We start from the raw sequence: 25,803 nt of genomic DNA on the forward strand, positions 1-25,803 counted from the left end.
CGCACTCACCCCAACCACCGTAAGGAATGGTGCCGCGCAGCCATGTGCGCGACTCGGAGGTTCTCTACGCACCCATCGTGGAGACATGGATGCGCGCCAGCCACCGCCGCCACAGCTGCTCCCGGGCCGCGAAAGCCACGCTGCCCGGCACGGTCAGTTCGATCTCGCAGCCTTCGCCTTCGCGTGACCAGATGTGGATCTTCGCGGAGATTTCCTCGGCCCGCTCACGCATGCCGCCCAAGCCCCAATGGTTGGGTCGGCCTGACTGCAGCAGTTGTTCCGTCATGCCCACGCCGTTGTCGCGGACGCGCAATCGCAAGGCGTTGCCGAGATAGGCGATCTCCACTTCCAGCAAGCTGCCCTTGGAGTGCAGGAAGGCGTTGAACATCGCTTCCTTGGCGATCGACAGCACTTCCGTGTGAACACCCGACCGCAATGCGCGCGGCCGGCCTTCCACCAGCACGCGGAAATCCATCGTGCTGTTGACGGCGAGGATGCCAGCCACCTGCGCCAGCGCTTCCTGCAAATGCTCCGTGGTGTGCGTGCGCAAATCCAGAACGCGTTTGCGCGCCTCGGAAACCACCATGTCTACGCGGTCCAACTCCCCCTCTAAGGCGTGCCGCGCCTGTTGCTCGCGCGGAATCTGATTGGCCACGGACTGGATACGCAGCGCCAGTCCCTGCACGCCCTGCAGCAGCGTGTCGTGAATTTCGCGGGCAATGCGGTCGCGCTCGGCGTGCTGCACTTCCAGGCGCTCGCGCACGCTGCGCTCCATGTAAAGAAGCCGTGCGCGCAACGCCAACCCGAGCAACAACACAACGGCGACGATGCAAAGAAGCCGGAACCACCAGGTCTGGTAGAACGCGGGCCGCACCGCGATGCCGAGCGAAGCACCGTCGTTGTTCCACACGCCATCGTTGTTGGATGCACGCACCACGAACCGATACTGCCCTGGCGACAGGTCGCTGTAGTACGCGGTGCGGCGATTGCCCACGTCCTGCCAGTCTTTGTCCCACCCCTCCAACTTGTATTGGAAAGCTACGCGTTCGGGCATGGTGAGACTCAATGCGGTGTAGTGCACTTCGAGGTTAGTTGCACCGGGTGGCACACTGAGTGCGTGGTCGATATCGACATTCGTGTTGTCGATGCGCGCCGCCGTAATGCTGATGGGTGGCGGCAGCGGATTGTGCGGAAGATGCGCCGGATCGATCGACGCGACACCGTTGCTGGTGGAGAACCACAGCGTACCGTCATCCGCGCGAACAGCGCCGGGTATGGGCCGTATCATCGATGGCCGGCCGGGCAGACCATCAAGATAGTCGTAGCTGACAAAGTCGTTGAGAACCGCATCGGGCTGGGCCAGCACTCGCTTCACCTCCGCCGCCGGCACATGGAAAATACCTGGCACGGCATCGATCCACAGATCGCCCTGCGGCGTTTCCATAAACGCGCCGATGCCCCAGACTTGATCGCCTTTGCTGCGGATGCGGCGTACGGCCTTGCCGTCATACACGCCCCAGTACATGGCGCTGCCTACCCATGTGTGGCCATTGCCTGCCCCTAGCACCGTGGTTTGCACCACCTGTAAGGCCGACAGGTCGATAGAGCGCACCAGCACGTCCTTCTCGTAGTGTTGCAGCACATGGCTCAACGCCAACAGCGTCCCGTCGGGGCTCGACAGGATGGCCGTGGGCGCCTTGTCGGACAGGTGGGTCCACTGATCATCGCGCCAATGCCAAAGACCCTGATACAACAGCGCCACCCACACGCCGCCGTCATAGTCACTGGTAATGGCCTGCACTTGTTCGCTCTTACCCGCGACCGGCGGCAACGCGGCGACCTGAGTGAGGTGCCCGCCCTCCCATATCCATAGACCCGCATCGCTGCCTAACCACACACGACCGCGTTCGTCGCGATACGCCGCGCGCACCGGCGCGTCGGGCTTCGCATTTTCCGGCAGCAGCGTTGTCACCTGCCCATCCGCCAACAGCATGGGTGGATGGTTGGTGGTGCCAGCAATGATGCCGCCCCTACCGTCGGCGGCCAGCGCGAAATCATGGGAACCCGGCGGAAATGGTTGCGGTAGCAACGCGCCTTGCCGGAAGCGATCCAGCCCCGCGCTGGTGCCCACCCAGACGTTCCCCTCGCGGTCTTGCAGGATGGGCCACGCGTAGTCCGCGCTCAGCCCTTCGCTCGCCGTGTACGTATCCACCATGGCATCGGGTATCACGCTGCCGTGTGCGTCCAAGCGCAATCGCTTCAACCCGTTGCCAAGCGTGCTCAACCACAACGTGCCATCGCGATCGAACACCATGCCGGCGGAATCCCACGCGTAATGCACATCACCCGTGTAGGCCGTGCCGTCCGCCATGGCGACCGGACCCACGCGATTGGGCTGGCCCGCCCAGATCAACCCGTCCGGCGCCTGCACCATGTCGTAGACAAAGGCCACCTTGATGCCGGTATCGACGAACGACGTGGCCCCGCGCGGCATACGCAGCAGAGTCTTTGCCGCCACCCAGAGTGCGCCGCTGCGATCCAGCAGCAAACGGCTGGCGCTGCTGCCGGGAAACCCCTGCGCAGGACCGGCCTTTTCCCAGCGCTGACCCTGAAGAAAATACAGTCCGCGCGGACTGGCGGCCCACACGCGCCCATCGCTGCCCACCACGATCTGTTGCACCGTGGCCGAAGGCGCGCCTTGCTCCGGTCCATAACGCACCACATGGCGGCCGTGGAGGTAGACAATGCCGCCGGCGGCCAAGCCGATCCACATACCGCCATCCGGTGTGTCTGTGATCTCGAAGGAGAACGTGATCGGCTGACCATCGTCAGGCACAAAGCGCTCGAACTTCACGCCATCGAAGCGATAAAGCGATTGCGCCGCGCCCAGCCATAGAAAGCCATCACTCGACTGGTGGAGCATCGACACCTGCCCCGGCGCTCCACCGGCAAACGTCCATGCGGTGTGATGCCACTGGCTGATGTCGCGCGGCGCGGGCGCATCCGCTGCGGGTACGCTGGCCGACCAAATCAGGCCTGCCAGCAGCATCGCCGATAGCGCACGGCATGCCCAACGGGCAAGGCAACGACAACGGAATCCGCCGGTCTCCCCACCCATGCTCGCTCCCCCCACATGAAACGCCACTGCGGTGCTCAGGCTTAGACCGTCGGCTCCCCAGCCGATGGATGTGCGGGCGAGGATAGTACGCAAGATCGCGCGAAGGCATGTGCGAATGCACACCACCTCGTGATCCTCAGTCGCGCCAGCCCTCCCGTATCGCCCTGAGAAAACCCATCACGCGCTCAGCCTCCCCACGCGCAACCAACTCCGCCGCCGTACACCCACCAAGCTCGCCAATAGGCACACCGCTGTACCACGCCTGCAACAGGTATCGGTCGGTTTCGATATCGCCCCCCATGGCCATCACTGCCATCGCATCCTTATGGATGTTCGGCACTGCGCGAAGCTCGGGGCAGCATGGCGTCGCCGGAGCACACACGGGTTGATCGCGCGAAACCACCAGCGCCATCGATGAGAAGCGCACGCGCGTGGCTGGCTGCCCAAGCGCAAAAGAAGAGGCCGATCGGGTGTCCGACATGAGGTGGCTCCCGTATCCATCCAACGAAGAAAGGGAGGCCCCAGGCGGAGCCTCCCAACGTTGCAGCAACGCTTACTTCGTTACCTGCGCGACCTTGTTCGTCGCGACACTCTTCGCCGCCTGCTCGATCAATGCCGCCACCACTTTCGGGTTCGATACATAGATCGCATGGCTGCCCTTGGTGTTCGCCACCGTAGCGTGTGCGCGCTTGGCCATGTTGCGCTGCGCCTCGATCGGGATCATGTGATCGCCATCCACCAGCAGGTAGAACGCCGGTTTGGTTTTCCAGGCGGCCTGCGTGATGGTTCCGCCAAGCGCGGCCACATTCCACGGCACCTGCGAATTGGCCATGAAGGCGGCCTCCTTCGGCGGCAGATCACCGGCGAACGACGCCGCGAACTTGCCGCTATCCAGCATCAGCCAGCCATCCTTCGGCGGCAGGATGGGCGGCACCGGCGCGCCCGGCGGCGGATCCTTCAGCAGCGATTGCACCGACTCGCCCGTATCCGGCGCAAACGCCGTGATGTAGACCAGCGCCTTCACGTTGGGCGCATTGCCTGCCTCGGTGATCACAGCGCCACCGTAGGAGTGCCCGACCAGCACCACCGGGCCGCTTTGCGCATCGAGTACGCGCTTGGTGAAAGCCACGTCTTCGGCCAGCGAACTGGTGGGGTTCTGCACGATGCTGACCTGATACCCATCCTGCTTGAGGATGTCGTACACGCCCTTCCAGCCCGATCCGTCAACGAAACCGCCATGGACCAGCACGATCGAAGGACGCGCATCGTCCGCGCGCGCCGTACCGCCCGCCATCACCATGGCACAACCCACTGCACCCGCCGCCAAGTACTTAGTCAGGTTCATATGTGACGCTCCTACAGCGCAATGAAATGCATACGGGCAACGGCGCTGTAACGCAGCCCGCACGCGGCTCATGAGATGTGCCCACGTGCCTTTGTCGAACCCTTCTCCCACCCACCCGCACCCCTGCGCAGCACGTGGCTATGACTTGGGAACCTCAACGATGCGTCGCCCGAAAATGCGCGCATCCACCGAGTACGCCCCCGGCCCCAGCAGAATCAGCGCGGCGACCTGTAGCGCCTCGCACACCATGTCCGCCGATATCGAGCCCGCCTGAAAACCTGCGACACCCAACCACGCGAGCAACCACAAGCTGGCCACCGACGTGAGGATGCCCAGCGAAATGGCCAGAATGATGGTGGTCGTCATGGCTACCCGCCAGGTCGACGGTTGAGGCCCCAGAGTCATCACCAACTGCAGGATGATGACCGCGCGCAACAGCACCAGCCCAAGCCCCGGCCATCCCTGCGGAAACATGGAGTAAAGGCGTTGCATATCGCCATGCTAGGCAGCAGCGCGCAGCCACCGCGAGCCGCATCTGCGGGAACGGGACATCCCCCAATCGGGGGATAGGCGCGCGTGACTTGAGCAACACGCGGCAAACCCTGCGCGGCATGCCGTCAAAGCGTTTGACCCAGCACAGCGCCTCTCACAGAATGCACGCCACGACGCCCCACGGGCGAATAAGGTGCCGCGCATGCGCATACTGATGGTCGACGATCATCCTCTGCTGCGCGAAGGCGTTGCCGCGGTGATCGGCTCGCAAGACGACATGACCGTTGTGGCCGAAGCCTCCAGCGGCCCGGAAGCCATCGAGAAATTCCGCGCGCATCGCCCAGACGTCACCCTGATGGACCTGCAGATGCCCGGCATGAGCGGCGAAGAAGCCATCCGCGCCATCGTCAGCGAATTCCCCGGCGCCTGCATCATCGTGCTCACCAACTACAGCGGCGACGCGCAAGTGATCCGCGCCATGAAGATGGGCGCCTCCGCCTACCTGCTGAAAAACATGCTGCGCGCCGACCTACTGGACACCATCCGCAAACTGCACCAAGGCAAGCACTACCTGCCGGGTGAAGTCGCCGGCATCATCGCCGCGCACATGATGGACGAAGCACTGAGCGCCCGCGAACTGGAAGCAGTGCGACTGATTGCGCTCGGTTTGTCGAACAAAGAGATCGCCTGCCGCATGCGTACCAGCGAAGAAACCGCCAAATCGCACGTCAGCAACATCCTCGCCAAGCTAGGTGCGCGTGATCGCACGCAGGCCGTGGTGATCGCAGCGCGGCGCGGGATTATCGATATCCTCTGTAAACAGCCTACCATTCCAAAAGACAGAATCGGAAACCTCCGATAGGCTTGATCGTCAGCGGAGAACCCCATCGATTACGATTGCGTGCTTCGCACAATGAGATAGAGCCAAGTGGGCATATCGCCTGACCATCGTCTCGCTACGCTAAGCCCCTAGCTCTTGAAAACGGGGGCAGAGACGTTTTCCTACGAGTCGGTGATACCACCCATCGCTCGATGCCGCGAATTGGTGGGCCCAGTAGGATTCGAACCTACAACCAAGGGATTATGAGTCCCCTGCTCTAACCGTTGAGCTATAGGCCCATGCGTGCCGGCGTTGCGCCGGTGTGGGGCGGACATGGTAGCGGGGGTTGGCGGGGGCGTCGACGGGGGCGGGGTCAGGTTTGGCTGGAAATTCGGCGGGACGGGGCGGGTAACGTAGACTTTGCGCTGTCGCGCCGGGTTTGGCGCCTGATTTTGAAGGATGCGCCATGCGCGAGCTGATCGAACGTTACCTGGCTGCCTATAACCGCATTGACGTTAACGGCATGGTGGCGACGATGCATCGCGAGGTGGTGTTTGAGAACTACACCGCTGGGGTGCTGAGTGTGCGGACGCTGGGTGCGGACGAGTTGCGGCATCTGGCGGAGAGTTCGAGCTTTCTGTTTTCGGCCCGGCGGCAGGTGATCCTGGCTTATGAAGAGCGGGATGGGACGGCGACGGCGCACATTCTGTTCGACGGGACGTTTGCGGTGGATCTGCCTAACGGGGTGCGGGCGGGGCAGTCGATTACGTTGAATGGGCGTAGTGAGTTTAGGCAGCGGGATGGGTTGTTGGTTTATATCGGGGATTACAGTGAGTGAGGGGCTGGTTGCCCTCGCCTTCCCCCAAGAGTCGAATAGGCGCCTCGCGAAGATCGCACCCTAAGGCGCTGGATTACTCGCTCTGCTCGCCCCTCCGGGGCCGCCCTTTGGGCGTTCTTCGCGCTACGCGCTCGTCCGGCCTACGCCGGAACGACGAGATTGGGAACTGGGGCGTATTAGTGATCGAAGCCGGCAGCCTGAGCGTCGGCTTTTAAGCTGCCCAGGTCCGTTCGGCGCAGCAGGGCGTTGCGCCAGTGTTGTTGCTGGGTGGGTGTGGATTCCACCAGCCATTGGGGTTTGTTGGCGACCCAGGCGGCTACGGGTACGCCGTCTTCGTAGAGCACGCGGGTGCCGGTGACGGCGGGGAGTTTGTTGCCTGCGAGTACGGTGCCGGCGAGGTTGAGGGGGTCGGAGCCGTTGATGAGGACGAGTTCGCCGCTGGGTTGCTGCTGGCGAATGGCGCGCAGGCGGGTGATGGCTTCGGGTAGGGCGAATTGTTCGCCGACTAGGCCGTCGACGAAGCGACCGCCGCGGATTTCGCCGCGGGCTTCGAGGCGGTGGTAGACGCGCAGTAGTTCGCGCCAACTGGGGAGCCATGGGGCTTCGCGTTCGAGCAGTTTCCAGAAGATGACGCCGTAGCGGCGGAGGAGGCTGCGGGCGATGTGTTCTAAGGGCTCTTGATCAAGTTTCGCGGAACTAGGAGATGCTTTCGCGAGCACCCGCCCCTCATCTGCCCTGCCGGGCAGCTTCTCCCCGGAGGGGAGAAGCGATGCGCGGTTTGACCTTACTAGGGACCAGCGGCCGGCGTCTTCGATGCCGGTGAGCATGTGGCGGCGTAGGCGACGGTGCCGGTGTGCGTCGCGTTTGGCGGCGGGGACGAGCAGTGCGCGCAGGCCGGCGAAGCTGTCGGCGGTGACGCGGCCGGCGGCGACGAGTTCGCCCAGGGCATCTTCCAGTTCGGTACGCAGGAGGTGGGTGTCGCTGAGCAGTTCGTCGAAGAACAGCGCGCCGTGGTCGCGCAGTGCGTCGAGCACGGCTTCGGCGCGGGAGGAGACGATGACTTCCTGCGTGTCGCCGTCGCGGGCGGCGGCGCTGGTCCACACGGGTAGGCTGCGGCGTGGCAGCAGCACGATGGGCGTGGCGCGCACGGGGCCGCCGCCACTGCCGTTGCCGCTACGCAGGCGGCTCCAGCTCACGCGGCCGGCGCGGATCTGTTCGTCCAGCCAGGTGATGGAGTAGTCGTCGATGCGTGCGGGCAGCAGTTCGCTTTCCCATGCGCCGGCGGCTGCTTCGAAACCTTCGAGCTGGGTGAGTACGGCGGGCAGTGCATCCGGGCCGCTGAGGCGTGCGCCGGGTGCGACGTGTTGCCAGTCGAACAGGAAGCGCATCAGGTCGCGGCGGCTGACGGGTTCGATCTCGCGACGCAGGCGGCCGATGGTGTAGCGGTGGATGCGCGCGAGCAGGTGGCGTTCGCACCATTCCACGTCGGTGGTGCCGGGCGTGAAGTGGCCCTGCATCACGTAGCCCTCGGATTGCAGGCGCAGCAGGGTCAGATCGATGTCGGTGGACTCAACGTGCAGCGCATGGGCGAGTTGCGCGACGGTGATGGGGCCGGCGCCGGTGAGGCGGCCTCGAACGAGTTCGAGCAGGGCATCTTCGCGGGACCACGGTTGGGATGCGTAGTCGGCGGGGGCGTCGATGGGTGGGTTTAGGGCTGCGTTGGACTGAACGGCCTGCCATTTGGGGAGGTGTTCGGCGGTGGTCCAGATGTTTTCAGCGCTGGTCGAAGCGCTGGACTGAGGCGAGGTTGGCCCCTCACCCCGACCCTCTCCCCGGAGGGGAGAGGGAGCTGAGGAGCGTCGCACGATGATTCTTTGCGAGGGCCTTGAGCCATGCGTTCCAGCCTTCATTCGCATCGGCTTCGGCTTGGGTGATGCCGCCGAGGATGGTGAGGGCTTCGTGCATTTCGTCAGCGCTGCGCACTTGCGGCCACGCTTCTTCGCGCACAGAGGCGATGGCTTCCGGGTCGAGGCGGCCGAGGTCGTCGGCGCTTTCGGGGTCGGACCAGCGGCGGGATTGCACGGCTTGTGTGCGGCGTTCTTCCAGCGGGGCGTCGTCGAGGTAGGCGTAGGGTGCGGCGGTGAGTACTTCGCCCGCGAGCGGACTGGGTGCGGCCAAGTCGCGCGCGACCACGGTGATGCTGCCCTCTTCCAGCCCCCGCAGGATGTGCAGCAGGCCGTCGATGTCCATCGCTTCGCGCAGGCAGTCGTGCAGGGTCTGGTTGACCAGCGGGTGGTCGGGAATCTCGCGCTCGCCGACGATGTTTTCCAGGCACGCGGCCTGATCGGGGAAGACGGTGGCGAGCAGGTCTTCGCTTTTCATGCGCTGCAATTGCGGCGGCACTTTCTTGCCACCCTGGAAGCGCGGCAGTGCGAGCGCGGTGGTGGCGTTCCAGCGCCAGCGCACGGGGAACAGTGGTGCATCGAGCAGCGCCTGGATCAACACATGTTCGGCGGTGTTTGAGTGCAGGTAGCGGGACACTTCTTCCAGCGGGAAGCTGTGGCTGGTGGATAGCGACAGCACGATGGAATCTTCGGTGGCGGCAGCTTGCAGTTCGAAATTGAACTGACGGCAGAAGCGCTTGCGCAGCGCGAGGCCCCACGCGCGGTTGATGCGGCTGCCCCACGGCGTGTGGATGATGAGCTGCGTGCCGCCTGATTCGTCGAAGAAGCGCTCAAACACCAAGGTCTGTTGTGTGGGCAGCACGCCGAGTGCGGCTTTGGCAGCAGCCATGTAATCAGCGAGTTGCTGCGCTGAGGCTTCGCTCATGCCCAGCGTGTGCATCAGCCAGTGCATAACGGCGGGCACGCCGCCATCATCGAGGCGCGTGGCAATTTCTTCGCGCAGACGAGACACGCCATGCGAAAGCTCGGCGGTGCGGCCCGGCGCTTCGCCCAACCAGAACGGGATGTTGGGCGGCACGCCTTGCGCGTCTTCCACGCGCACGCGGTCACGCTCCACACGCAGGATGCGGTAGCTGGAGTTGCCGAGCTGAAAGATGTCGCCGGCCAGGCTTTCCACGGCGAAGTCTTCGTTCACCGAGCCGATGATGGTGGCTTGCGGTTCCAGCACCACGAGGTAGTCGGCGGTGTCGGGAATGGCACCACCGGAGGTGATGGCCGTGAGGCGTGCATTGCGGCGCGCGCGCAGTTGTTTGTGCACGGCATCGCGGTGGATGTACGCGCCGCGCGGGCCATGTCGTGTGGTGAAGCCGTCGGCGAGCATGCGCACGGTGTCGTCGAACTGCTGGCGCGGTAGATCGCGATAGGGATGCGCGCCGCGCAGCGTGTCGTACAGCGCGTCTTCGCTCCATTCCTGGCAGGCGACTTCGGCAACGATCTGTTGTGCGAGCACGTCCAGCGGTTGCGGCGGCTGGATCAGGGTGTCGAGTTCACCGCGACGCACGCAGTCGAGCAGTGCAGTGCATTCCACCAAGTCATCGCGCGAAGTGGGGAACAGGCGCGCTTTGGGCGTGCCGTTTACTGCGTGGCCGGAGCGGCCCGCGCGTTGCAGAAAGGCGGCGATTGAGCGCGGCGAGGCGAGCTGACAGACGAGGTCGATATCACCGATGTTGATGCCCAGTTCCAGCGAGGCGGTGGCAACGAGTACGCGCAGGTCGCCGCGCTTCAGGCGTTGCTCGGCGTCGAGGCGTTGTTCCTTGGCAAGGCTGCCGTGATGGGCGGCGACGGCTTCTTTGCCGAGGCGCTCGGAAAGGTGCCGCGACACACGCTCGGCCATGCGGCGTGTGTTGACGAATACCAGCGTGGTGCGGTGTGACTCCACCAGCTGCGCGAGGCCGTTGTAGACCAGCTCCCAACAGTCGTTGGACATGACGGCTTCGAGGGGAACGGGTGGGACTTCGATGGCAAGGTCGCGGTGGCGGGTGTGGCCGACGTCGATGATGTTGACGGCGTTTTCTTCCTCTCCCCTTGGGGGAGATGATGGAGGTGAGGGGGGTGGGGTTTGCTTCGGTGGTTTTCGAAGCGGGCTTGCGCTTCTTTGTGGCGGTATCGCCAGATTGGCCCCTCACCCCAACCCTCTCCCCGGAGGGGAGAGGGAGTACAGCATGTGCACCGACGAGGAACTTCGCGACCTCTTCGATAGGTTTCTGCGTTGCCGACAAACCAATGCGCAGCAAACGCCGCTGGCACAGCGATTCCAACCGCTCCAGCGACAGCGCCAGATGCGCGCCACGCTTGCTCGATGCGATGGCGTGGATTTCATCCACGATCACGGTGCGCGTGGCCTTCAGCATCGCGCGGCCGGATTCCGAGCCGAGCAGGATGTATAGCGACTCCGGCGTGGTGACGAGAATGTGCGGCGGCTGTTTGCGCATCCCGTTGCGCTCGGCCTGCGGCGTGTCGCCGGTACGTACGGCCGTCCGTATGTCTACATCGGGAAGGCCCAGTTTGCGCAGTTCGGCGCGAATGCCTTCCAGCGGTGCTTCCAGGTTGATGCGGATGTCGTTGGAAAGCGCTTTCAGCGGCGACACGTAGACCACGGTGGTGGCGTCGGGCAATGCGCCGTTGTTGGCGACGCCTTCGCGCACCAGGGCGTCGATGGCGGAAAGGAAGGCGGTGAGTGTCTTGCCGGAACCTGTCGGTGCCGCGACCAGCGTGTGGCGGCCTGACCGTATGGACGGCCATGCGGCTTTTTGCGGTGCCGTCGGTTCAGGAAAGGCTCCCTGGAACCAGGCGGCCACGGCCGGATGAAAATCGTGCAGGGGCATGGACTTAAGTGTCGCGCAACGCGCTCTCAGAGAGAGACACATGGGGCTGTCAAGTGCGTTTAGCAACAAATCGCACGATTTTACGCTTCAGTCCCTGCCAGAATTACGTGACAATATCGTTAAGCCGCTTCTTGCGATCGATTCTTGCGGCGTTTTCTTGCTGCACTTTCCAGCTTCTTGTCTTCCAATCCTCCGGGGAAACTCAATGACCGCCGCCAGCCCGACGCGTTTCGCGTTGCTCGCCCTTTCCATTGCCAGCGCCCTTGCCGTGGGAAACACGGCTTTCGCTCAGGACGCCAATCCGCCCGCCGCCGCTCCGGCGAAGGGCCAGAACGGCAAGCCCGTTCAGCTCGAAACCGTCAACGTGACCGCTGAAAAGCGCGTCGAGAACATCCAGAAAGTGCCGGTCTCCATGACGGTGGTGACACCGGAACAGTTGGGCAATTACGGGCAGGCCGGCGACACCGTGCTGCAGTTGGCCGGCCGCGCGCCGAGCGTGTATGCCGAGACGTCGTACGGTCGCGAATTCCCGCGCTTCTATATTCGCGGCCTGGGCAACAGCGACTTTGATCTCAACTCGTCGCAGCCGGTGTCGATGGTGTACGACGACATCGTGCAGGAGAACCCCATCCTCAAGGGCTTCCCGCTGTTCGACCTGGCGCAGGTGGAAGTGCTGCGCGGTCCGCAGGGCACCATGTTCGGCCGTAACTCGCCGGCGGGCGTGATCAAGTTCGACTCGGCCAAGCCGAGCCAGGAAACCAGCGGCTACGCCAAGGCGTCGTACGGCACCAAGGGCACGGCGAATGCTGAAGCCGCACTGGGCGGTTCGCTGGGCGGCAATTGGTCGGGCCGTGTGTCGGCGCTGGCGCAGCATCGCGACGGCTGGATCGACAACGACTACACCGGCAAGAAGGACGCGCTGGGCGGCTATAACGACCGCGCCGTGCGTTTCCAGGCCATGTATGACGTGCAGGATTTCAACGCACTGATCAACGTGCACGCGCGCTGGCTCGACGGCAGTGCCATGGTGAACCGCGCCAACGCGATTCCGCTGGGCTCGGATAGTTTTGTGCCGGGCTTCGATCGCAACGTGGTGTACCAGGATGGCAACAACCGCCAGCACCTGTTCACCTGGGGCAGCAATGTGCACCTCACCTGGAATCTGGGTGACTACACGCTCACCTCGATCACCGGCTTCGAGAAGGCCGACACGTACAGCCTCGGCGACGTCGACGGCGGTATCGCTGTTGCGCAGAACCCGAGTCAGCTGCCATACGTGACGCCGTTCCCGTCGGAAACGGCCGATGCGCTGCCGCACGATCGCCAGATCACGCAGGAATTCCGCCTGGCGAGCAATCCGCAGGATCGCCTGAACTGGCAGGTGGGCACGTACTACTTCAACGAAAACATCGCGATCGTCAATTACGACTACAACACGCTCGATAACCACGCACTGGATGGTTACGCGCAGCAGAGTCAGAAGACCACCGCGTATGCGCTGTTCGGCTCCACCGACTACCACCTCACCGACGACTTCGATGTGCGCGCCGGTGCGCGCTGGTCGCACGACTCGCGTGACTTCCACGTGGACCGCATCCTGTCGCCGATCGGCTCCGGCCCGCTGTCGCTGGGCGCCAACCCGCACGATTCGCGCTGGAGCGGTGACCTGACCGGTACGTGGGCGGTTAACCAGAACGTCAACGTGTACGGCCGCGTCGCCAACGGCTTCCGCGCGCCGAGCGTGCAGGGCCGCGTGCTTTTCGCGGACTTCATCTCGCAGGCCAAGCCGGAGACGATCACCTCGTACGAACTGGGCGTCAAGACCACCAGCTTCGACAACCGCCTGCGCTTCAATGCAGACATCTTCGACTACACCATGCACAACCAGCAGCTCACCGCAGTGGGCGGCGACCTGAACGTGACGCGCCTGGTGAATGCGAAGGAGACGCAGGGCCACGGTGCTGAGTTCGATATGGAGGCGTATGTCACGCCGAACTTCATCCTCACCGCCGGCGGCAGCTACAACCACACCAAGCTGGAAGACCCGACCCTGGCGGTGGCGCCGTGCGGCGCAGGTTGCACCATCCTCAACCCGCTGGATGCGAACGGCAACGTGCTGATCAACGGCAACTCGCTGCCGAATGCACCGGAGTGGATCGGCAACCTCACCGCGCGCTACGGCATCCCGTACGGCGAGAGCGGTGAGTTCTTCATCTACACCGATTGGACCTACCGCAGCGAGGTGAATTTCTTCCTGTATGACTCGGAAGAATTCCGCGGCAAGCCGATGCTTCAGGGTGGTGTGCGCGTGGGCTACAACTGGGATTTCGGCAAGCGCGAGATCGCCCTGTACGGCCGCAACATCACCAACAAGCAGTACATCACCGGTGCGATCGATTTCGACAACCGCACCGCGTTCGTCAACGACCCGCGCATCATTGGCGTGGAGTTCCGCGCGGACTTCTGATCGGCCGCCAAGCGCCGATCGTGCAGTGCATCAAGGGAGCGGCTTGCCGCTCCCTTTTTCTTTGCCTGCACGGCGAGGAGGCAAAACCCGCACGGCTTGTTGCAGAATGCGAGGCTTTCCCGTCGAGAACGCGATGTGAACCACCCGGGCGACCACGGCAGCGAACGCAGCCAACTCCTGACCATGGCCGACGGCCAGCCCTTGTTTGTGCGCGACTGGCCGAACAGCCGCGCGCAGGACGCAGTGCTTATCGTGCACGGGCTGGGTGAGCACAGCGGCCGCTACCAGCGCCTAGCCACCTGGTTCCGGACCCGAGGGTTCGCGGTACGCAGCTACGACCAGCGCGGCCACGGCCAGACACCCGGCCGACGCGGGGCGCTGTCCCATGGCAACGACCTGCTGGAAGACCTGGCCACGGTCTACAACGATTACGCCAACACCCAGCCCAAGCGCCCGCTGTTGCTCGGCCACAGCATGGGCGGGCTGGTCGCCGCACGCGGCGTGCTCGACCGCCGCTTGGAGCCGCCGGCCCTGGTGCTGTCCTCCCCTGCCCTGCGCACCTGGGAGCCGGCATGGCGGCAGAAGCTGGCCGCGGTGCTCGCGAAGGTGCTGCCCAGCCTGCCGCTGCCCAACGGGCTGCCGTTCGACAAGCTCTCGCACGACCCGCAGGTAGAGTCGGCCTACCGCGCCGATCCGCTGCGCCATGGCTGGATCACGCCGCGGCTGGCGGATTTCATCTTCCGCGCGGGCGATGCCTCGGTGGCGGATGCCGGCAAGCTCGCTATTCCGACGCTGCTGCTGGTGGCAGGCTCGGACAAACTGGTGAACCCTGCCGGCAGCCGGGATTTCTCCTCCGGCAACTGGGCGGGCAGCCAGCTCACCACACGCTATTTCGATGCGCTCTATCACGAGCTGTTCAACGAGGCGGAGCCGGCGCGCAGCCAAGTGTTGAAGCAACTGGGGGATTGGCTGCAGAAGCGGGGATGACACCGCGCTACGGCAGTTACAGCCACTCCCGCCGGCCGGTGAAGACGATGGTGAGCCATTCGACGCGGATGTCGCTGCCGATGCGGCGGGCGATCTCGCTACGCACCTCGTCGACATCGCCCATATCACCTAAGGGCCGCGACGATTCCACCAGGATGTGGATGTCGATGAAGCGCATGCGGCCGATCTTGGCCACGTAGCTGGTGAACTCGAGGTAGCCGCGCTCCTGCACCAGCGACTCCATTACGTCGCGTACGCGTTGATCGAGTGCATCGGGCGCCAATTGCAGCACTTCGCGCAATGCCTGCCACAGGCTACTCAACGGCAGCGGCAACAAGGCCAAGGTCAGTAACAGCAGAACGGCAGAGTCGATGTAGCGGGTCCAGTCGTCCAACGGACCGCCCTTGATCACCGCGGCCAGTACGAAACCCACCAGCACCGCGAGGCTGATGGCGCCGCCGATAAACCAGCCTTTCGCATCGAGCTGTAACAACACCGAGCCGAGCGCTTTGGATTCGCGGCGCACATAAAGCGCCATGGCGAAGCTCGCCACGCCCATGACAGCGGCCCACGCGGCACCGAAACCGAAAGCCAGTTCGTGGCCGCCAGTCATCAACCCATGCAAGGCGGTAAAGCCGCCGTAGCTGCAAATGACGGTGAGCACAGCGGCGTTGAACACCAGCACCAGTGGTTCGAGGTGCCAGTAGCCGAACTGGAAGCGGCGGCTCCCCTCGCTGGTGACCAGATGCGATACCGCCAGCGACCCGGCGGTGAGCACTACGTCCACCAAGGAGTAGAAGCCATCGAATGCGATGGCCTGTGATTGCATCAGTACACCCACGGCGACGCAGGCCACGCCGACCAAGAGCGTGATGCCAATGGAAAGGCGCAGCAGGCGTTGTTCGCGGGAGTTGTCCATGGGCATGGAGCGAACGTAGCTTGAAGGGTCGGGTGCGGGAAGTGGCGATTGGAAGGCCAAGAGCAAAGGCACTGGATTCCGGCCTTCGCCGGAATGACGGTGAGGGATAGGAATGTGACGAAGTATTCGGCCTTATTCGCGCTGCCTTCAGCCTCACCACCAGAGCCCGGTTAGGCGACATCGTCATTCCGGCGCAGGCCGGAATCCAGTGGCGACCACGTCGGGTTTTCGCACGACGCTCGGCGAAAACCGGATACGACGGTTACTGGATTCCGGCCCTTGCCCCCTTTCCGGGGTGCGCCGGAATGACGAGCTTGAGGGCGCGCCTGCCTGGATGGCTGGCGCGCCTCTCGACCTACTTCTTCAACACCTCCACCACATACCGCGGGCCATCCTTATCCTGCTCGATGATCAAGCCGTGGATGTCCGACTCGAAGCCGGGGAAGCGCTCGTTCTGCTCCTTGGCCGTACGCAGGCTTTCGATGATCGGCGAATCCTTCGCGCCGAATTTTTCGCCCGGCATGATCACCGGGATGCCCGGCGGGTATGGCACCAACATGGTCGCAGCAATGCGGCCGGCCAGCTTGTCGATCTCCACGCGCTCCACCTCGCCGCGTACCAGGCGGTCGTAGGCTTCCCACGGCGCGAGTACCGGCTCGGGCAGCTCGACGTACGTTTCGCGCATCACCTGGGCCACCTTGTTCTTGGTGTTGAACGCGTGCAGCGCGTCGCACAGTTCACGCAGACCGGTGTTGGCGTACGCGGTGGGGTTCTCCTGCACTAGCGATGGCAGCGCCTTGCTGAGCGGCGCATTGGCGTCGTACAGCTCCTTGAAGGCCAGCAGCTCGGTGGTGAGCGTGCTCCACTTGCCCTTGGTGATACCCATGGAGAACAGGATGAGGAAGGAGTAGAGGTTGGTCTTCTCCACCGTAATGCCGCGTCCCCACAGGAAGCGGCTCACCACCGCGGCGGGAATACCCTGCTTCTGCGTCTTGCCGTCCATGGTCAGGCCCGGCATCACCAGGGTGACCTTGATCGGGTCGATCATCACGTAATCGCGCGCCAGTTCGCCGAAGCCATGCCACGCGGCCTTGGGCGCCAGCTTCCAATCGGCCTGCTTGGTGCTGACGGGCTGGCCAGCGCGCTCGCCCTCGTCCAGCCGTTCCTGCAGGCCATCCGGCTGCCATACGCTGAACCACCAGTCGCCCTTCTTGATGTCATCGCCCACGTGCAGCACGGCGCGACGGAAGGCAATGGCTTCCTTATGCATCTGTTCGATCAGGCTCCGGCCGGCGCGTCCTTCCATCATGCGCGAGGCGACATCGCATGAGGCGATGATGCCGTAGTGCGGTGAGGTGGACGTGTGCATCATGAAGGACTCGTTGAAGCGCTCTGCGTCCAGCGCGCGCGTGCGGCTGTTACGCGCGTGGATCATCGAGGCTTGCGAGAATGCCGCGAGCAGTTTGTGCGTGGACTGCGTGGCGAAGATGATGGGGTCCTGATCGCGCGGCTTGCCCTTGGCCATCGCGTAATGGTTGTCGTACATCTCGTGGAAGGCGGCGTAGCCGTACCAGGCTTCATCGAAATGCAGGAAATCGACGCCGCCGCCGATGTCCTTGGCAATCTTTTCCACGTTGTAGCAAAGACCGTCGTAGGTGGAGTTGGTTACCACGGCGATCTTGGGCTTGAAGTCCTTGCCTTTGGCCTTGGCCACCTTGCTGGCCAGCGGATTGGCCGCGATGGCCTTGGCCATGGCCTTGGGATCGAACTGATCCAGGCTGATTGGGCCGATGATGCCGTGCGCGTTGCGACTGGGTATGAAGTACACCGGCACTGCGCCCGTCATCACCAGCGAGTGCAGCAGCGATTTATGGCAGTTGCGGTCCACGAACACCACGTCGCCACGTGCCACCGTGCCGTGCCACACGATCTTGTTGGCCGTCGAGGTGCCGTTGGTGACAAAGAAGGTGTGGTCCGCGCCAAAGTTGCGCGCGGCTTCCGTTTCGGCGGCCTTGACCGGGCCGGTATGGTCGAGCAGCGAACCGAGTTCCGGCACTGACACGGATAGATCGCTGCGGAAGGTGTTCTCACCGAAGAACTGATGGAAGGCACGCCCTTCCGCTGACTTGGTGAACGCCACACCGCCACCATGGCCCGGCGTGTGCCACGAGTAGTTCGACTCCGCCGCGTGATGCACCAGCGCCTTGAAGAAAGGCGGCATCAAGTTGTCCATGTACTCGTCGGCTGCACGCATTATCTGCTTGGCGATGAAGGCCTTGGTGTCTTCGTAGAGGAAGATGAAGCCGTGCGTGATGCTCAGCAGCTTGGTGGGAATCTGCTCCACCGTGCGGCGCTCGCCGTACAGGAAGATGGGCAGGTTCTCGCGGTAGGCCAACTGGGTGTTGAGGAACTCGTACAGGCGGTCGAACTGGTGCGGGCCTTCCTCTTCGCCATCGATGGAGATAAGCACCGCCGACGCCGCGTTGTACGTGCGCGCACCCGCTTCCGCGTCGCTCATGGTGAGGCCACTCAATACGCGATGGCCGTAGCCGCGGATCTCGTCCGCCAGCGCGCGGATGAGGATGCCGTTGATACGCGGCGATTCGTAGTCGGCATCGATGATGACGACGGGGTAATCCAGGGCGTTGAAATACATGTGCAGACTCCATCAAACGCGGGGGCGAGGGGAAACGATGATCAGGTGCGCGGCGTGCCGGGTAGCGTGGCCCGTGAGGCCTTATCCTTCCGGCGCTGTTCGCTGAAGAACGGATAGAACACGCTGATAAACAACATGAAGAGGAAGGCGTAGGTCACCATCTGGCCGTTGGTGCCAAAGATGGCCCACAGGCAATACACCACGGTGATGCTGGTGAGCACCCAGTAGATGCCCGTGTGCACTGTGGTGTGACTCAAATCCACGGCGAAATAGCAGGCAACGCAGGAATAGATGTAAGGCAACAGGGTGAGCACCACCGCTGCCTGCGTGATCACTTCGAACTGTTCCGATGCCGACGGTGACGCGGCGGTGACCAGCACGATCAGCGACATCAGCACGCCCACGATCAGCGGCCCTGCACGGGTGTGTCGTCCTTGTTGGCCTTGCTGAAGATCTTCGGGAACAGGCCATCGTCGCCGGCGGCCTTGGCGCTCAGCGCGGTCAGCAGGATCCAGCCGCCCAGCGAGCCGCCGGCACCCAGGGCCGCGCACAGGCTCACCACGCCGCCGCCGATGTTGCCGATGGCGACCTGCGCCGCCAGCGCGAAGGGCGCGTCGGCTACTTGAAGCTGATCGTTGGGGATCATGCCCATGATCACGGCGGAGCTGGAGATGTACACCACGGCAGCCAGTGCCACGCCTGCGATGGTGGCGATGGCGACGTTCTTCTCGGGATCCTTCACCACTGCAGCCGACACCGACGCGGACTCCACGCCGATAAAGGCCCACAGCGTTAACGAGGCCGCACCGGAGATCGCCTGGAAATCGCCCTTGCCTGTGACGTTATATGCGCCGGAGAACAGGTCGCTCTTGAAGAAGAACCAGCCGAAGATGGCGATACCAAACAGCGGTATCAGCGCAAAGGACGTGGTGATCGACTGGATGCGCGTGACCACCTGCGCGCCGAGGATGTTGGCGAAGGTAAACAGCCAGATAAGCACCAGCACCACGACGGTGCGCACCATCGGTTGCGACAACGCAGGGATGAAATAGCTGAAGTAACCCACTGCCGCGACAGGCAGTGCCACGTTGCCTATCCAGTTGGCGAACCAGTAGATGGTGTTGGTCTGGAAGCCCATGTAGGGGCCGAACGCATCACGCGCGTAGGCATAGGGACCGCCCGCCTTGGGGGCGAGGCGCCCCAGCTTGGCAAATACAAAGGCCAGCAACAGCGCGCCAATGGTGGTAACCACCCAGCCCCACATCGACACGGTGCCGATCTTGGCCAGGCTGCCCGGCAACAGGAATACACCCGAGCCCATCATGTTGCCCGCCACCAGGAAGGTAGCCGCTACAACGCCAATCTTGCGCTTCTGATCTGCCATGACGTGGCTCCCGATAGGTCAAGGGGTCAAACGCGTGCCCGCCGTCGCGCAAAGGGCGCGAAGCGAAGACGGCGATAAAAATAGTTGCGTGGGGAAAACGACGAACGCCGTCCCTGACACGCGTGGTTCCATGCGCGTGATGTTGGCCACGCCTCGTACGGCTCGCAGGATCATCGGGGGACACACTCCATGTCGGACCGACCTCACTGTCACCCGGATACAGGGAAGCGCCACACCACCCCTGGGCCCGAACTGCATTACGACCGACGTCCATCGGTCCCTGCACGCGTCGGGTGACACCATGAAGTTTGATTGTCGTCATGTGCGCGGTCGACATACCGTGAAGGATGGTCGCCCGATCCGCTTGGAAATGCCCTGCGCCATGCTGTTTCGGTGCGTCGACATGTCAACGGATTTTCACGTTTTGCAGTCACCTGTCGCGTCAGCATGTCCGGGCACGTCGCGCGTCTGCTATTAGGGGATGTCATGTCGAGCAAGCAACCCAGTTCGCCTTCGCGCCGCGACTTTCTGCGGCAATCACTGGTGGCTGTTCCGGCGGTCAGCCTGATGGGCACGGCAGCCATCGCGCAGACGCAGAGCGGCACCGCGGCAACACCTGCGGTCGCTGCCGGACCCAAATACGCGCCGCGTTACTTCACCGCACCCGAGTGGGACTTCCTGGAAGCGGCGGTGGATCGCCTGATTCCTTCCAACGAGGATGGCCCCGGTGCCGTGGAAGCAGGTGTTCCCGAGTTCCTCGACCGCCAGATGGAAGCGGCCTATGGCCATGGCGGCCTCTGGTATATGCAGGGCCCCTTTGTTCCCGATTCGCCGCCGACGCTCGGGTATCAGTTGCGTTACACCCCGCGCGAGCTCTATCGCAAGGGCATCGCGGCTATCGATGACTGGTGCCAGAAACAGCACAACCAGAAGTTCGCAGCACTGCCAGCCGATCAGCGCGACGCCATCTTGCACCAGTTGGAGAAGGGCGAGATCAAGCTGGACGACGTCCCCACTGCGGCGTTCTTCACTCAGTTGCTTACCAACACCAAGGAAGGCTACTTCGCCGACCCGATGTACGGCGGCAACAAGCAGATGGGTGCGTGGAAGATGATCGGCTTCCCCGGCGCGCGCGCGGATTTCGCCGACTGGGTGGAACAGCCGGGCAAGGTGTATCCGTTCGGGCCGGTGTCGATCGAAGGGGCGAAGTCATGATCCGCATGAAACCGGTCGACATCGTCATCGTCGGCTTCGGCTGGACTGGCGCCATCATGGGCATCGAGTTGGCCGATACGGGGCTGAAGATCCTGGCACTGGAACGCGGCGCTTATCGCGATACTTCGCCCGACTTCACCTATCCACACAACGCCGACGAACTCGCTTATGGCATTCGCGGCGAACTGTTTCAGCCGTTGGCGCGCGAAACCGTTACGGTTCGCCACGCGGTAAGTGATACGGCCGTGCCCTACCGTCAGTACGGCTCGTTTCTGTTCGGCAACAACGTGGGCGGCGCGGGTATTCACTGGAACGGCCAGCACTACCGGCCCTCGCCCGAAGACCTGGAGATCCACAGCCACATCAGCAAGCGCTACGGGCAGAAGTTCATGCCTGACGACATGCAGATCCAGGATTACGGCGTCGCCTACGACGAGCTGGAACCCTACCTGGAGCAATTCGAATATCTGTGCGGTACCTCCGGCACGGCAGGCAACCTCAACGGCGATATCAAGCCGGGCGGCAATCCGTTCGAAGGTGCGCGCAAGAAGCCGTATCCCAACCCGGCCGTGGCCGACACCTACGGAGCGAAACTGTTCGCCGATGCGGCGCGCGCGGTCGGCTACCACCCGTTTCCGCAGCCCTCTGATAACGCCTCACGCCCGTATACCAATCCGCACGGCGTCCGGCTGGGGCCGTGCAACTTGTGTGGCTATTGCGAGCGCTTCGGTTGCTTCATGTACTCCAAGGCGTCGCCACAGACGACCATCCTGCCCGTGCTGATGCGCAAGCCGAACTTCGAGCTGCGTACGCATAGCCACGTCACCAAGATCAACCTCGATTCCAGCGGCAAGCGTGCCACGGGCGTCACCTATATCGACGCGCAGGGCCAACAGGTGGAACAGCCAGCGGATCTAGTGATCGTCTCGGCGTTCCAGATGCACAACGTGCGCCTGATGCTGCTCTCGGGTATCGGCACGCCGTACGACCCAAGCACCGGCAAGGGTGTGATCGGCAAGAACTACGCGTACCAGATGATGAGCAGCATCGGCGTGTTCTTCGACAAGGACGTGGCGATCAACCCCTTCATCGGCGGCGGCTCGGGGGGCGTGCAGATCGTCGACGATTTCAACTCCGACCATTTCGACCACGGGCCGCATGGTTTCGTCGGCGGTGCCTACATCTATGGTGGACAGACGGGCGGGCGCCCGATCCAGCAATTGATCGTGCCGCCGGGCACACCGTCCTGGGGCGCGGGATGGAAGAAGGCCGCCAAGGACAATTACCTGCATGCCACCACCGTGGCCACGCATGGTTCGGTGATGTCCTATCGCGATCGCTACCTGGATCTAGACCCCACCTACAAGGACGCTTTCGGCCTGCCCCTGCTGCGCATCACCTTCGACTGGCACGACAACGAATACAAGATGTCCCAGTTCGTGACGGAGCGCGCGCAGGAAATCGTCAAGCAGATGAACCCCAAGGCGACGTCGCTGACGCTGCGCAAACCGGGGGACCATTACGACATCCGGCAATACCAGACCACGCACACCACCGGCGGCGTGATCCAGGGAGCATCGCCCGACACCAGCGCGCTCAACCGCTTTCAACAGAGTTGGGACGTATCCAACGTGTTTGTCACGGGCGCGTCGGCGTTCCCGCAGAACTTGGGCTATAACCCGACGGGCCTCATCGGCGGCCTCACCTATATGTCCGTCAAGGCCATTCGTGAGACCTACCTCAAGCAACCCGGTCCTCTGGTGCAGGCATGAACACCTTTGGCAAGCCTCGTCGTCGTAGCGGAGGCGGCCTGTTGCGCCTCATCGTCGTGCTTATCGTACTGGTGGTGATCGCGTGGGCGGTCGCCATGCTGTTTCCTGGCGGTGGTGGCGATCCCGCTGCCAAGGCACCGGAGGCCACGACTGACCAGATCAAGCAAGGCGAATACCTTGCACGCGTCGGTGATTGCGCAGCCTGCCATACCGCACCGGGCGGCCAGCCGTTCGCGGGCGGGCTGGCCATTGCCTCACCCATTGGCACCATCTACAGCAACAACATCACGCCCGATCCGGATACCGGCATCGGCAAGTTCACCTATGGGCAGTTCGAGCGCGCGGTGCGGCGCGGTATCGACGACGAGGGCCACACGCTGTATCCGGCCATGCCGTATCCCTCGTACGCGAAAGTCAACGACCAGGATATCCAGGCGCTGTACGCATACTTCATGCACGGCGTGCAGCCGGTGAAGCAGGAGAACAAAGCGGAAGGCATCGTGTGGCCGCTTTCCATGCGCTGGCCGCTCACTTACTGGCGCTGGTTGTTCGCGCCCAAGGTGACGCCGGTGGAGACGGCCGCCACAGGCGATGCCACGCTCGCGCGCGGTCAGTATCTGGTGGAAGGCCTGGGCCATTGCGGCGCCTGCCACACGCCGCGTTCGTTCACCCTGCAAGAGAAGGCGCTGGGCCCCAACCAAGGCACGGCCTACCTGAGTGGTGGCGAGAGCGACAACTGGGTTGCACCCAGCCTGCGCGGCGAACTCGCCAGCGGCCTGGGCAGCGTAAGCGAGGAAGAGATCGGCGTGCTGCTCAAGAGCGGACGCTCCGAACGCAGCGCTGTGTTCGGCGGCATGAGCGACGTGGTCGAGCACAGCACGCAATACATGAGCGACCCGGACCTTGCCGCCATCGCGCACTTCCTCAAGTCACTGCCTCCCGCACGCGAGGAACAGGCGGTGACCTACAGCGACGCCACGCACACGGCACTGAGCAGCGGCAATGTGAGCGCCTCGGGCGCGCAGCTTTATGTGGACAACTGCGCCACCTGCCACCGCACGGATGGGCATGGCTATGGACAGGTGTACCCCGCACTGGCCGGCAACCCCGTGCTCAATGGTGAGAACGCGGGCTCAGCCGTTCGTCTGGTACTGCACGGCGGCACCATGCCGTCGGGTCGCGACGCCCCCACGCAGTTCACCATGCCTGCTTTCCGCGAACGCCTGAACAACCAGCAGATCGCCGACATCCTTAGCTTCGTGCGTTCGAGCTGGGGTAACCATGGCGGCGCGGTGTCCGCACAGGATGTGGCGCGGCTGCGCGATCTGCCGCCCGCGGGGCAGCCCTTGATGACCGGCTACGATCCACGCCAGCACGGATCGGACGCGCCCGGCCCCAATGCCGAGGATCAGGCCGGCACGCCGGTGACGAACAAGTAGGCCTTTCCGTGGCGACGCTCAGCGCTCCGCCACGGGTTCGCTACCGGCATCACTGCCCGACCATCCACCACCGAGCGCGCGAAACGTGGCGACAGCGGCGCGGGCATCGTCGGCGTGCACGCGTGCGAGCTCATCGCGCGAGGTGAGTAGCTGGCGATCTTCGTCCAGCACTTCGATCAGGCTGATGGCGCCGCCTTTGTAGGCATCTTGTGCGGCGGCGCGTGCCACTTCGTGTGCCTTCACTTCGTCGGTCAGGTCGCGGTGCTGCGCTTCCAGTTCGGCCAGCGAAACGATGGCGTTCTCCACGTCTTCGGTGGCGCGCAGCATGGACTGGCGATACAGCGCGAGCGCTTCGGCGTTGGCGCCCTTGGCCTGCGCTACCTCCGCGTCGACACGTCCAAAGTCGAACAAGCGCCAGTGCAGACCGAGCACAGCCTGCGGCTGGAAGGCCTGCGAGGAAAACAGCGAGCCACTGTGCAGGCTATCGAAGCCGAGCAGGCCGCCTAGCGATATCTTGGGGTAGTACTCGGCCACGGCGACGCCGATGCGCGCATTGGATGCGGCAAGACGGCGCTCGGCGGCGATCACATCGGGACGACGGCGCAGCAGCATCGCCGGACCACCGTCGGTGGTGATGGCGGGCACGCTATAGGTTTGCGGGCTGTCCTTCAGTTCGGTGGCATAGGTGCCGGGCGCGGCCCCCATCAGCACGTCGAGGCGATTGAGTTGCTGCGCCAGCGTGGTGCGCAGTGGCGGCAACGTGGCCTTCGCCTGCAGGACCAGCGCCTGTGCCTGCGCTACTTCGCGCGAGGTGGCAAGACCGCCGGCCAGGCGCACCTTCACCAGCTCCAGCAACTGCGTTTCCGTGTCGAGCTGCTGTTGTGCGAGGCGGATGCGTTCCTGCGCGCCGCGCACCTGGAAATAGCTGTCAGCCGCTTCGGCGGCGACAGAGATGCGCACGCCATCCTGATTTGCCTCCGCCGCTTGCGCCTCGGCATCGGCGGCTTCCGCACCGCGATGCAGGCCGCCGGCGAGATCCAATTCCCAGCTCGCGCCCACACCGATGTTCTCCAGCGTCTGTGTGCGTTTGTAGCCGGGATACTGGCTGGCGATCTCGCCCAACGGGCTCTTGGTGGATTGGTATAGCTGCGTGACCTGCCCGTCGAGGCTGCCTTGCGGTGCGAGCTGCGCACCTGCTTCGCGCGCGGCGGCGCGCGCTTGATCCACGCGCGCCACGGCGGCAGCGAGGTCGAGGTTCTGCGCCATGACGCGGCCGATGATGCGCGTGAGTTCGGGATCATCAAAACCCTTCCACCACACATCAAGCGTAGGCGCGACACGCACCGCCTCGCGCGCCTCCAACTGGGCGTGGCTTGCATACTGGGTGTTGGATTCGATGTCCGGGCGCACGTAATCAGGGCCGACCGTACAGCCGGCCAACCCCACCATCGCCGCGCCGATCGCCACCATGCGCAGGGTGAAACGACGCGACGATAAGCGTGACACGCCGACATGGGACGAAAGCGAAGTGTTCATCGTGATATCTCGAGAAGAGAAAGGGG

The 25,803-nt window shown here is 63.8% G+C and carries 14 protein-coding genes, 1 tRNA gene and 2 pseudogenes; 7 read left to right on the top strand and 10 right to left on the bottom strand.

The features are described from left to right. Positions 1 to 64: 64 nt before the first annotated feature. The 4 genes from DYST_RS13460 to DYST_RS13475 all read right to left on the bottom strand — a co-directional run bounded on the left by DYST_RS13460 (position 65) and on the right by DYST_RS13475 (position 4,955). Positions 65 to 3,118 carry a sensor histidine kinase gene (locus DYST_RS13460; protein WP_239946185.1) on the bottom strand — a complete coding sequence of 1,018 codons (3,054 nt, stop codon included), beginning with the start codon at positions 3,116 to 3,118 and terminating at the stop codon, positions 65 to 67. 136 nt (positions 3,119 to 3,254) lie between these two features. Continuing rightward, complete coding sequence (locus DYST_RS13465; protein WP_239946187.1) at positions 3,255 to 3,599, bottom strand: hypothetical protein; 345 nt, start codon at positions 3,597 to 3,599, stop codon at positions 3,255 to 3,257. 72 nt (positions 3,600 to 3,671) lie between these two features. Next, on the bottom strand, positions 3,672 to 4,463 hold the full coding sequence (locus DYST_RS13470; RefSeq protein WP_199178893.1) for an alpha/beta hydrolase: 792 nt from the start codon (positions 4,461 to 4,463) through the stop codon (positions 3,672 to 3,674). A 138-nt stretch (positions 4,464 to 4,601) separates the two neighbouring features. Continuing rightward, the gene (locus DYST_RS13475; protein ID WP_239946188.1) at positions 4,602 to 4,955 is read right to left on the bottom strand and encodes a hypothetical protein; all 354 of its coding nucleotides are present in this window, start codon (positions 4,953 to 4,955) and stop codon (positions 4,602 to 4,604) included. Positions 4,956 to 5,157: 202 nt separating this feature from the next. On the opposite strand from DYST_RS13475, the gene DYST_RS13480 reads away from it, so the two are divergent. Then, positions 5,158 to 5,817 (top strand): response regulator, encoded by a 660-nt coding sequence (locus DYST_RS13480; RefSeq protein WP_239946189.1) that lies wholly within the window; start codon positions 5,158 to 5,160, stop codon positions 5,815 to 5,817. Between the two features lie 181 nt (positions 5,818 to 5,998). Here the strand turns inward: DYST_RS13480 and DYST_RS13485 are convergent. Then, positions 5,999 to 6,074 (bottom strand) — tRNA-Ile (locus DYST_RS13485). A 167-nt stretch (positions 6,075 to 6,241) separates the two neighbouring features. Between DYST_RS13485 and DYST_RS13490 the strand changes: the two genes are divergently transcribed. After that, positions 6,242 to 6,613, top strand: coding sequence for a nuclear transport factor 2 family protein (locus DYST_RS13490; protein ID WP_239946190.1), 372 nt, complete (start codon positions 6,242 to 6,244; stop codon positions 6,611 to 6,613). Between the two features lie 233 nt (positions 6,614 to 6,846). Here DYST_RS13490 and DYST_RS13495 read toward each other — a convergent pair. Next, positions 6,847 to 11,402: pseudogene (locus DYST_RS13495) on the bottom strand (DEAD/DEAH box helicase); the annotation flags it as partial. A gap of 205 nt (positions 11,403 to 11,607) precedes the next feature. Here DYST_RS13495 and DYST_RS13500 point away from each other — a divergent pair. Beyond that, positions 11,608 to 13,869 (top strand): TonB-dependent receptor, encoded by a 2,262-nt coding sequence (locus DYST_RS13500; protein WP_239946194.1) that lies wholly within the window; start codon positions 11,608 to 11,610, stop codon positions 13,867 to 13,869. A gap of 135 nt (positions 13,870 to 14,004) precedes the next feature. Next, positions 14,005 to 14,856 (top strand): alpha/beta hydrolase, encoded by an 852-nt coding sequence (locus DYST_RS13505; protein ID WP_239946195.1) that lies wholly within the window; start codon positions 14,005 to 14,007, stop codon positions 14,854 to 14,856. A 16-nt stretch (positions 14,857 to 14,872) separates the two neighbouring features. Here DYST_RS13505 and DYST_RS13510 read toward each other — a convergent pair whose 3' ends face one another. The 3 genes and pseudogenes from DYST_RS13510 to adiC form a co-directional block, all read right to left on the bottom strand. Continuing rightward, positions 14,873 to 15,775, bottom strand: coding sequence for a cation diffusion facilitator family transporter (locus tag DYST_RS13510; RefSeq protein WP_239946196.1), 903 nt, complete (start codon positions 15,773 to 15,775; stop codon positions 14,873 to 14,875). A gap of 355 nt (positions 15,776 to 16,130) precedes the next feature. Then, positions 16,131 to 18,431 carry an Orn/Lys/Arg decarboxylase N-terminal domain-containing protein gene (locus DYST_RS13515; RefSeq protein WP_239946199.1) on the bottom strand — a complete coding sequence of 767 codons (2,301 nt, stop codon included), beginning with the start codon at positions 18,429 to 18,431 and terminating at the stop codon, positions 16,131 to 16,133. 41 nt (positions 18,432 to 18,472) lie between these two features. Next, positions 18,473 to 19,815, bottom strand: a pseudogene (gene adiC / locus DYST_RS13520) (arginine/agmatine antiporter). Between the two features lie 486 nt (positions 19,816 to 20,301). Here adiC and DYST_RS13525 point away from each other — a divergent pair. The 3 genes from DYST_RS13525 to DYST_RS13535 are packed head-to-tail and all read left to right on the top strand — an operon-like array spanning position 20,302 to position 24,241. Beyond that, on the top strand, positions 20,302 to 21,030 hold the full coding sequence (locus DYST_RS13525; protein ID WP_239946200.1) for a gluconate 2-dehydrogenase subunit 3 family protein: 729 nt from the start codon (positions 20,302 to 20,304) through the stop codon (positions 21,028 to 21,030). Then, positions 21,027 to 22,802, top strand: a complete 1,776-nt coding sequence (locus DYST_RS13530) for a GMC family oxidoreductase (protein WP_239946201.1) — start codon at positions 21,027 to 21,029, stop codon at positions 22,800 to 22,802. The genes DYST_RS13525 and DYST_RS13530 overlap by 4 nt, the downstream gene beginning before the upstream one ends. Then, positions 22,799 to 24,241, top strand: coding sequence for a cytochrome c (locus DYST_RS13535; protein ID WP_239946202.1), 1,443 nt, complete (start codon positions 22,799 to 22,801; stop codon positions 24,239 to 24,241). The genes DYST_RS13530 and DYST_RS13535 overlap by 4 nt, the downstream gene beginning before the upstream one ends. 18 nt (positions 24,242 to 24,259) lie before the next feature. Here the strand turns inward: DYST_RS13535 and DYST_RS13540 are convergent, their stop codons facing one another. Next, complete coding sequence (locus DYST_RS13540) at positions 24,260 to 25,777, bottom strand: efflux transporter outer membrane subunit (RefSeq protein ID WP_239946203.1); 1,518 nt, start codon at positions 25,775 to 25,777, stop codon at positions 24,260 to 24,262. Positions 25,778 to 25,803 lie beyond the last annotated feature (26 nt).

The organism is Dyella terrae, assembly GCF_022394535.1.
GTDB lineage: Bacteria > Pseudomonadota > Gammaproteobacteria > Xanthomonadales > Rhodanobacteraceae > Dyella.

Coding starts and splice junctions, on each gene's coding strand:
- DYST_RS13460 (WP_239946185.1), bottom strand. CDS start 3,118: ATGGGTGGGGAGACCGGCGGATTCCGTTGTCGTTGCCTTGCCCGTTGG.
- DYST_RS13465 (WP_239946187.1), bottom strand. CDS start 3,599: ATGTCGGACACCCGATCGGCCTCTTCTTTTGCGCTTGGGCAGCCAGCC.
- DYST_RS13470 (WP_199178893.1), bottom strand. CDS start 4,463: ATGAACCTGACTAAGTACTTGGCGGCGGGTGCAGTGGGTTGTGCCATG.
- DYST_RS13475 (WP_239946188.1), bottom strand. CDS start 4,955: ATGCAACGCCTTTACTCCATGTTTCCGCAGGGATGGCCGGGGCTTGGG.
- DYST_RS13480 (WP_239946189.1), top strand. CDS start 5,158: ATGCGCATACTGATGGTCGACGATCATCCTCTGCTGCGCGAAGGCGTT.
- DYST_RS13490 (WP_239946190.1), top strand. CDS start 6,242: ATGCGCGAGCTGATCGAACGTTACCTGGCTGCCTATAACCGCATTGAC.
- DYST_RS13500 (WP_239946194.1), top strand. CDS start 11,608: ATGACCGCCGCCAGCCCGACGCGTTTCGCGTTGCTCGCCCTTTCCATT.
- DYST_RS13510 (WP_239946196.1), bottom strand. CDS start 15,775: ATGGACAACTCCCGCGAACAACGCCTGCTGCGCCTTTCCATTGGCATC.
- DYST_RS13515 (WP_239946199.1), bottom strand. CDS start 18,431: ATGTATTTCAACGCCCTGGATTACCCCGTCGTCATCATCGATGCCGAC.
- DYST_RS13525 (WP_239946200.1), top strand. CDS start 20,302: ATGTCGAGCAAGCAACCCAGTTCGCCTTCGCGCCGCGACTTTCTGCGG.
- DYST_RS13530 (WP_239946201.1), top strand. CDS start 21,027: ATGATCCGCATGAAACCGGTCGACATCGTCATCGTCGGCTTCGGCTGG.
- DYST_RS13535 (WP_239946202.1), top strand. CDS start 22,799: ATGAACACCTTTGGCAAGCCTCGTCGTCGTAGCGGAGGCGGCCTGTTG.
- DYST_RS13540 (WP_239946203.1), bottom strand. CDS start 25,777: ATGAACACTTCGCTTTCGTCCCATGTCGGCGTGTCACGCTTATCGTCG.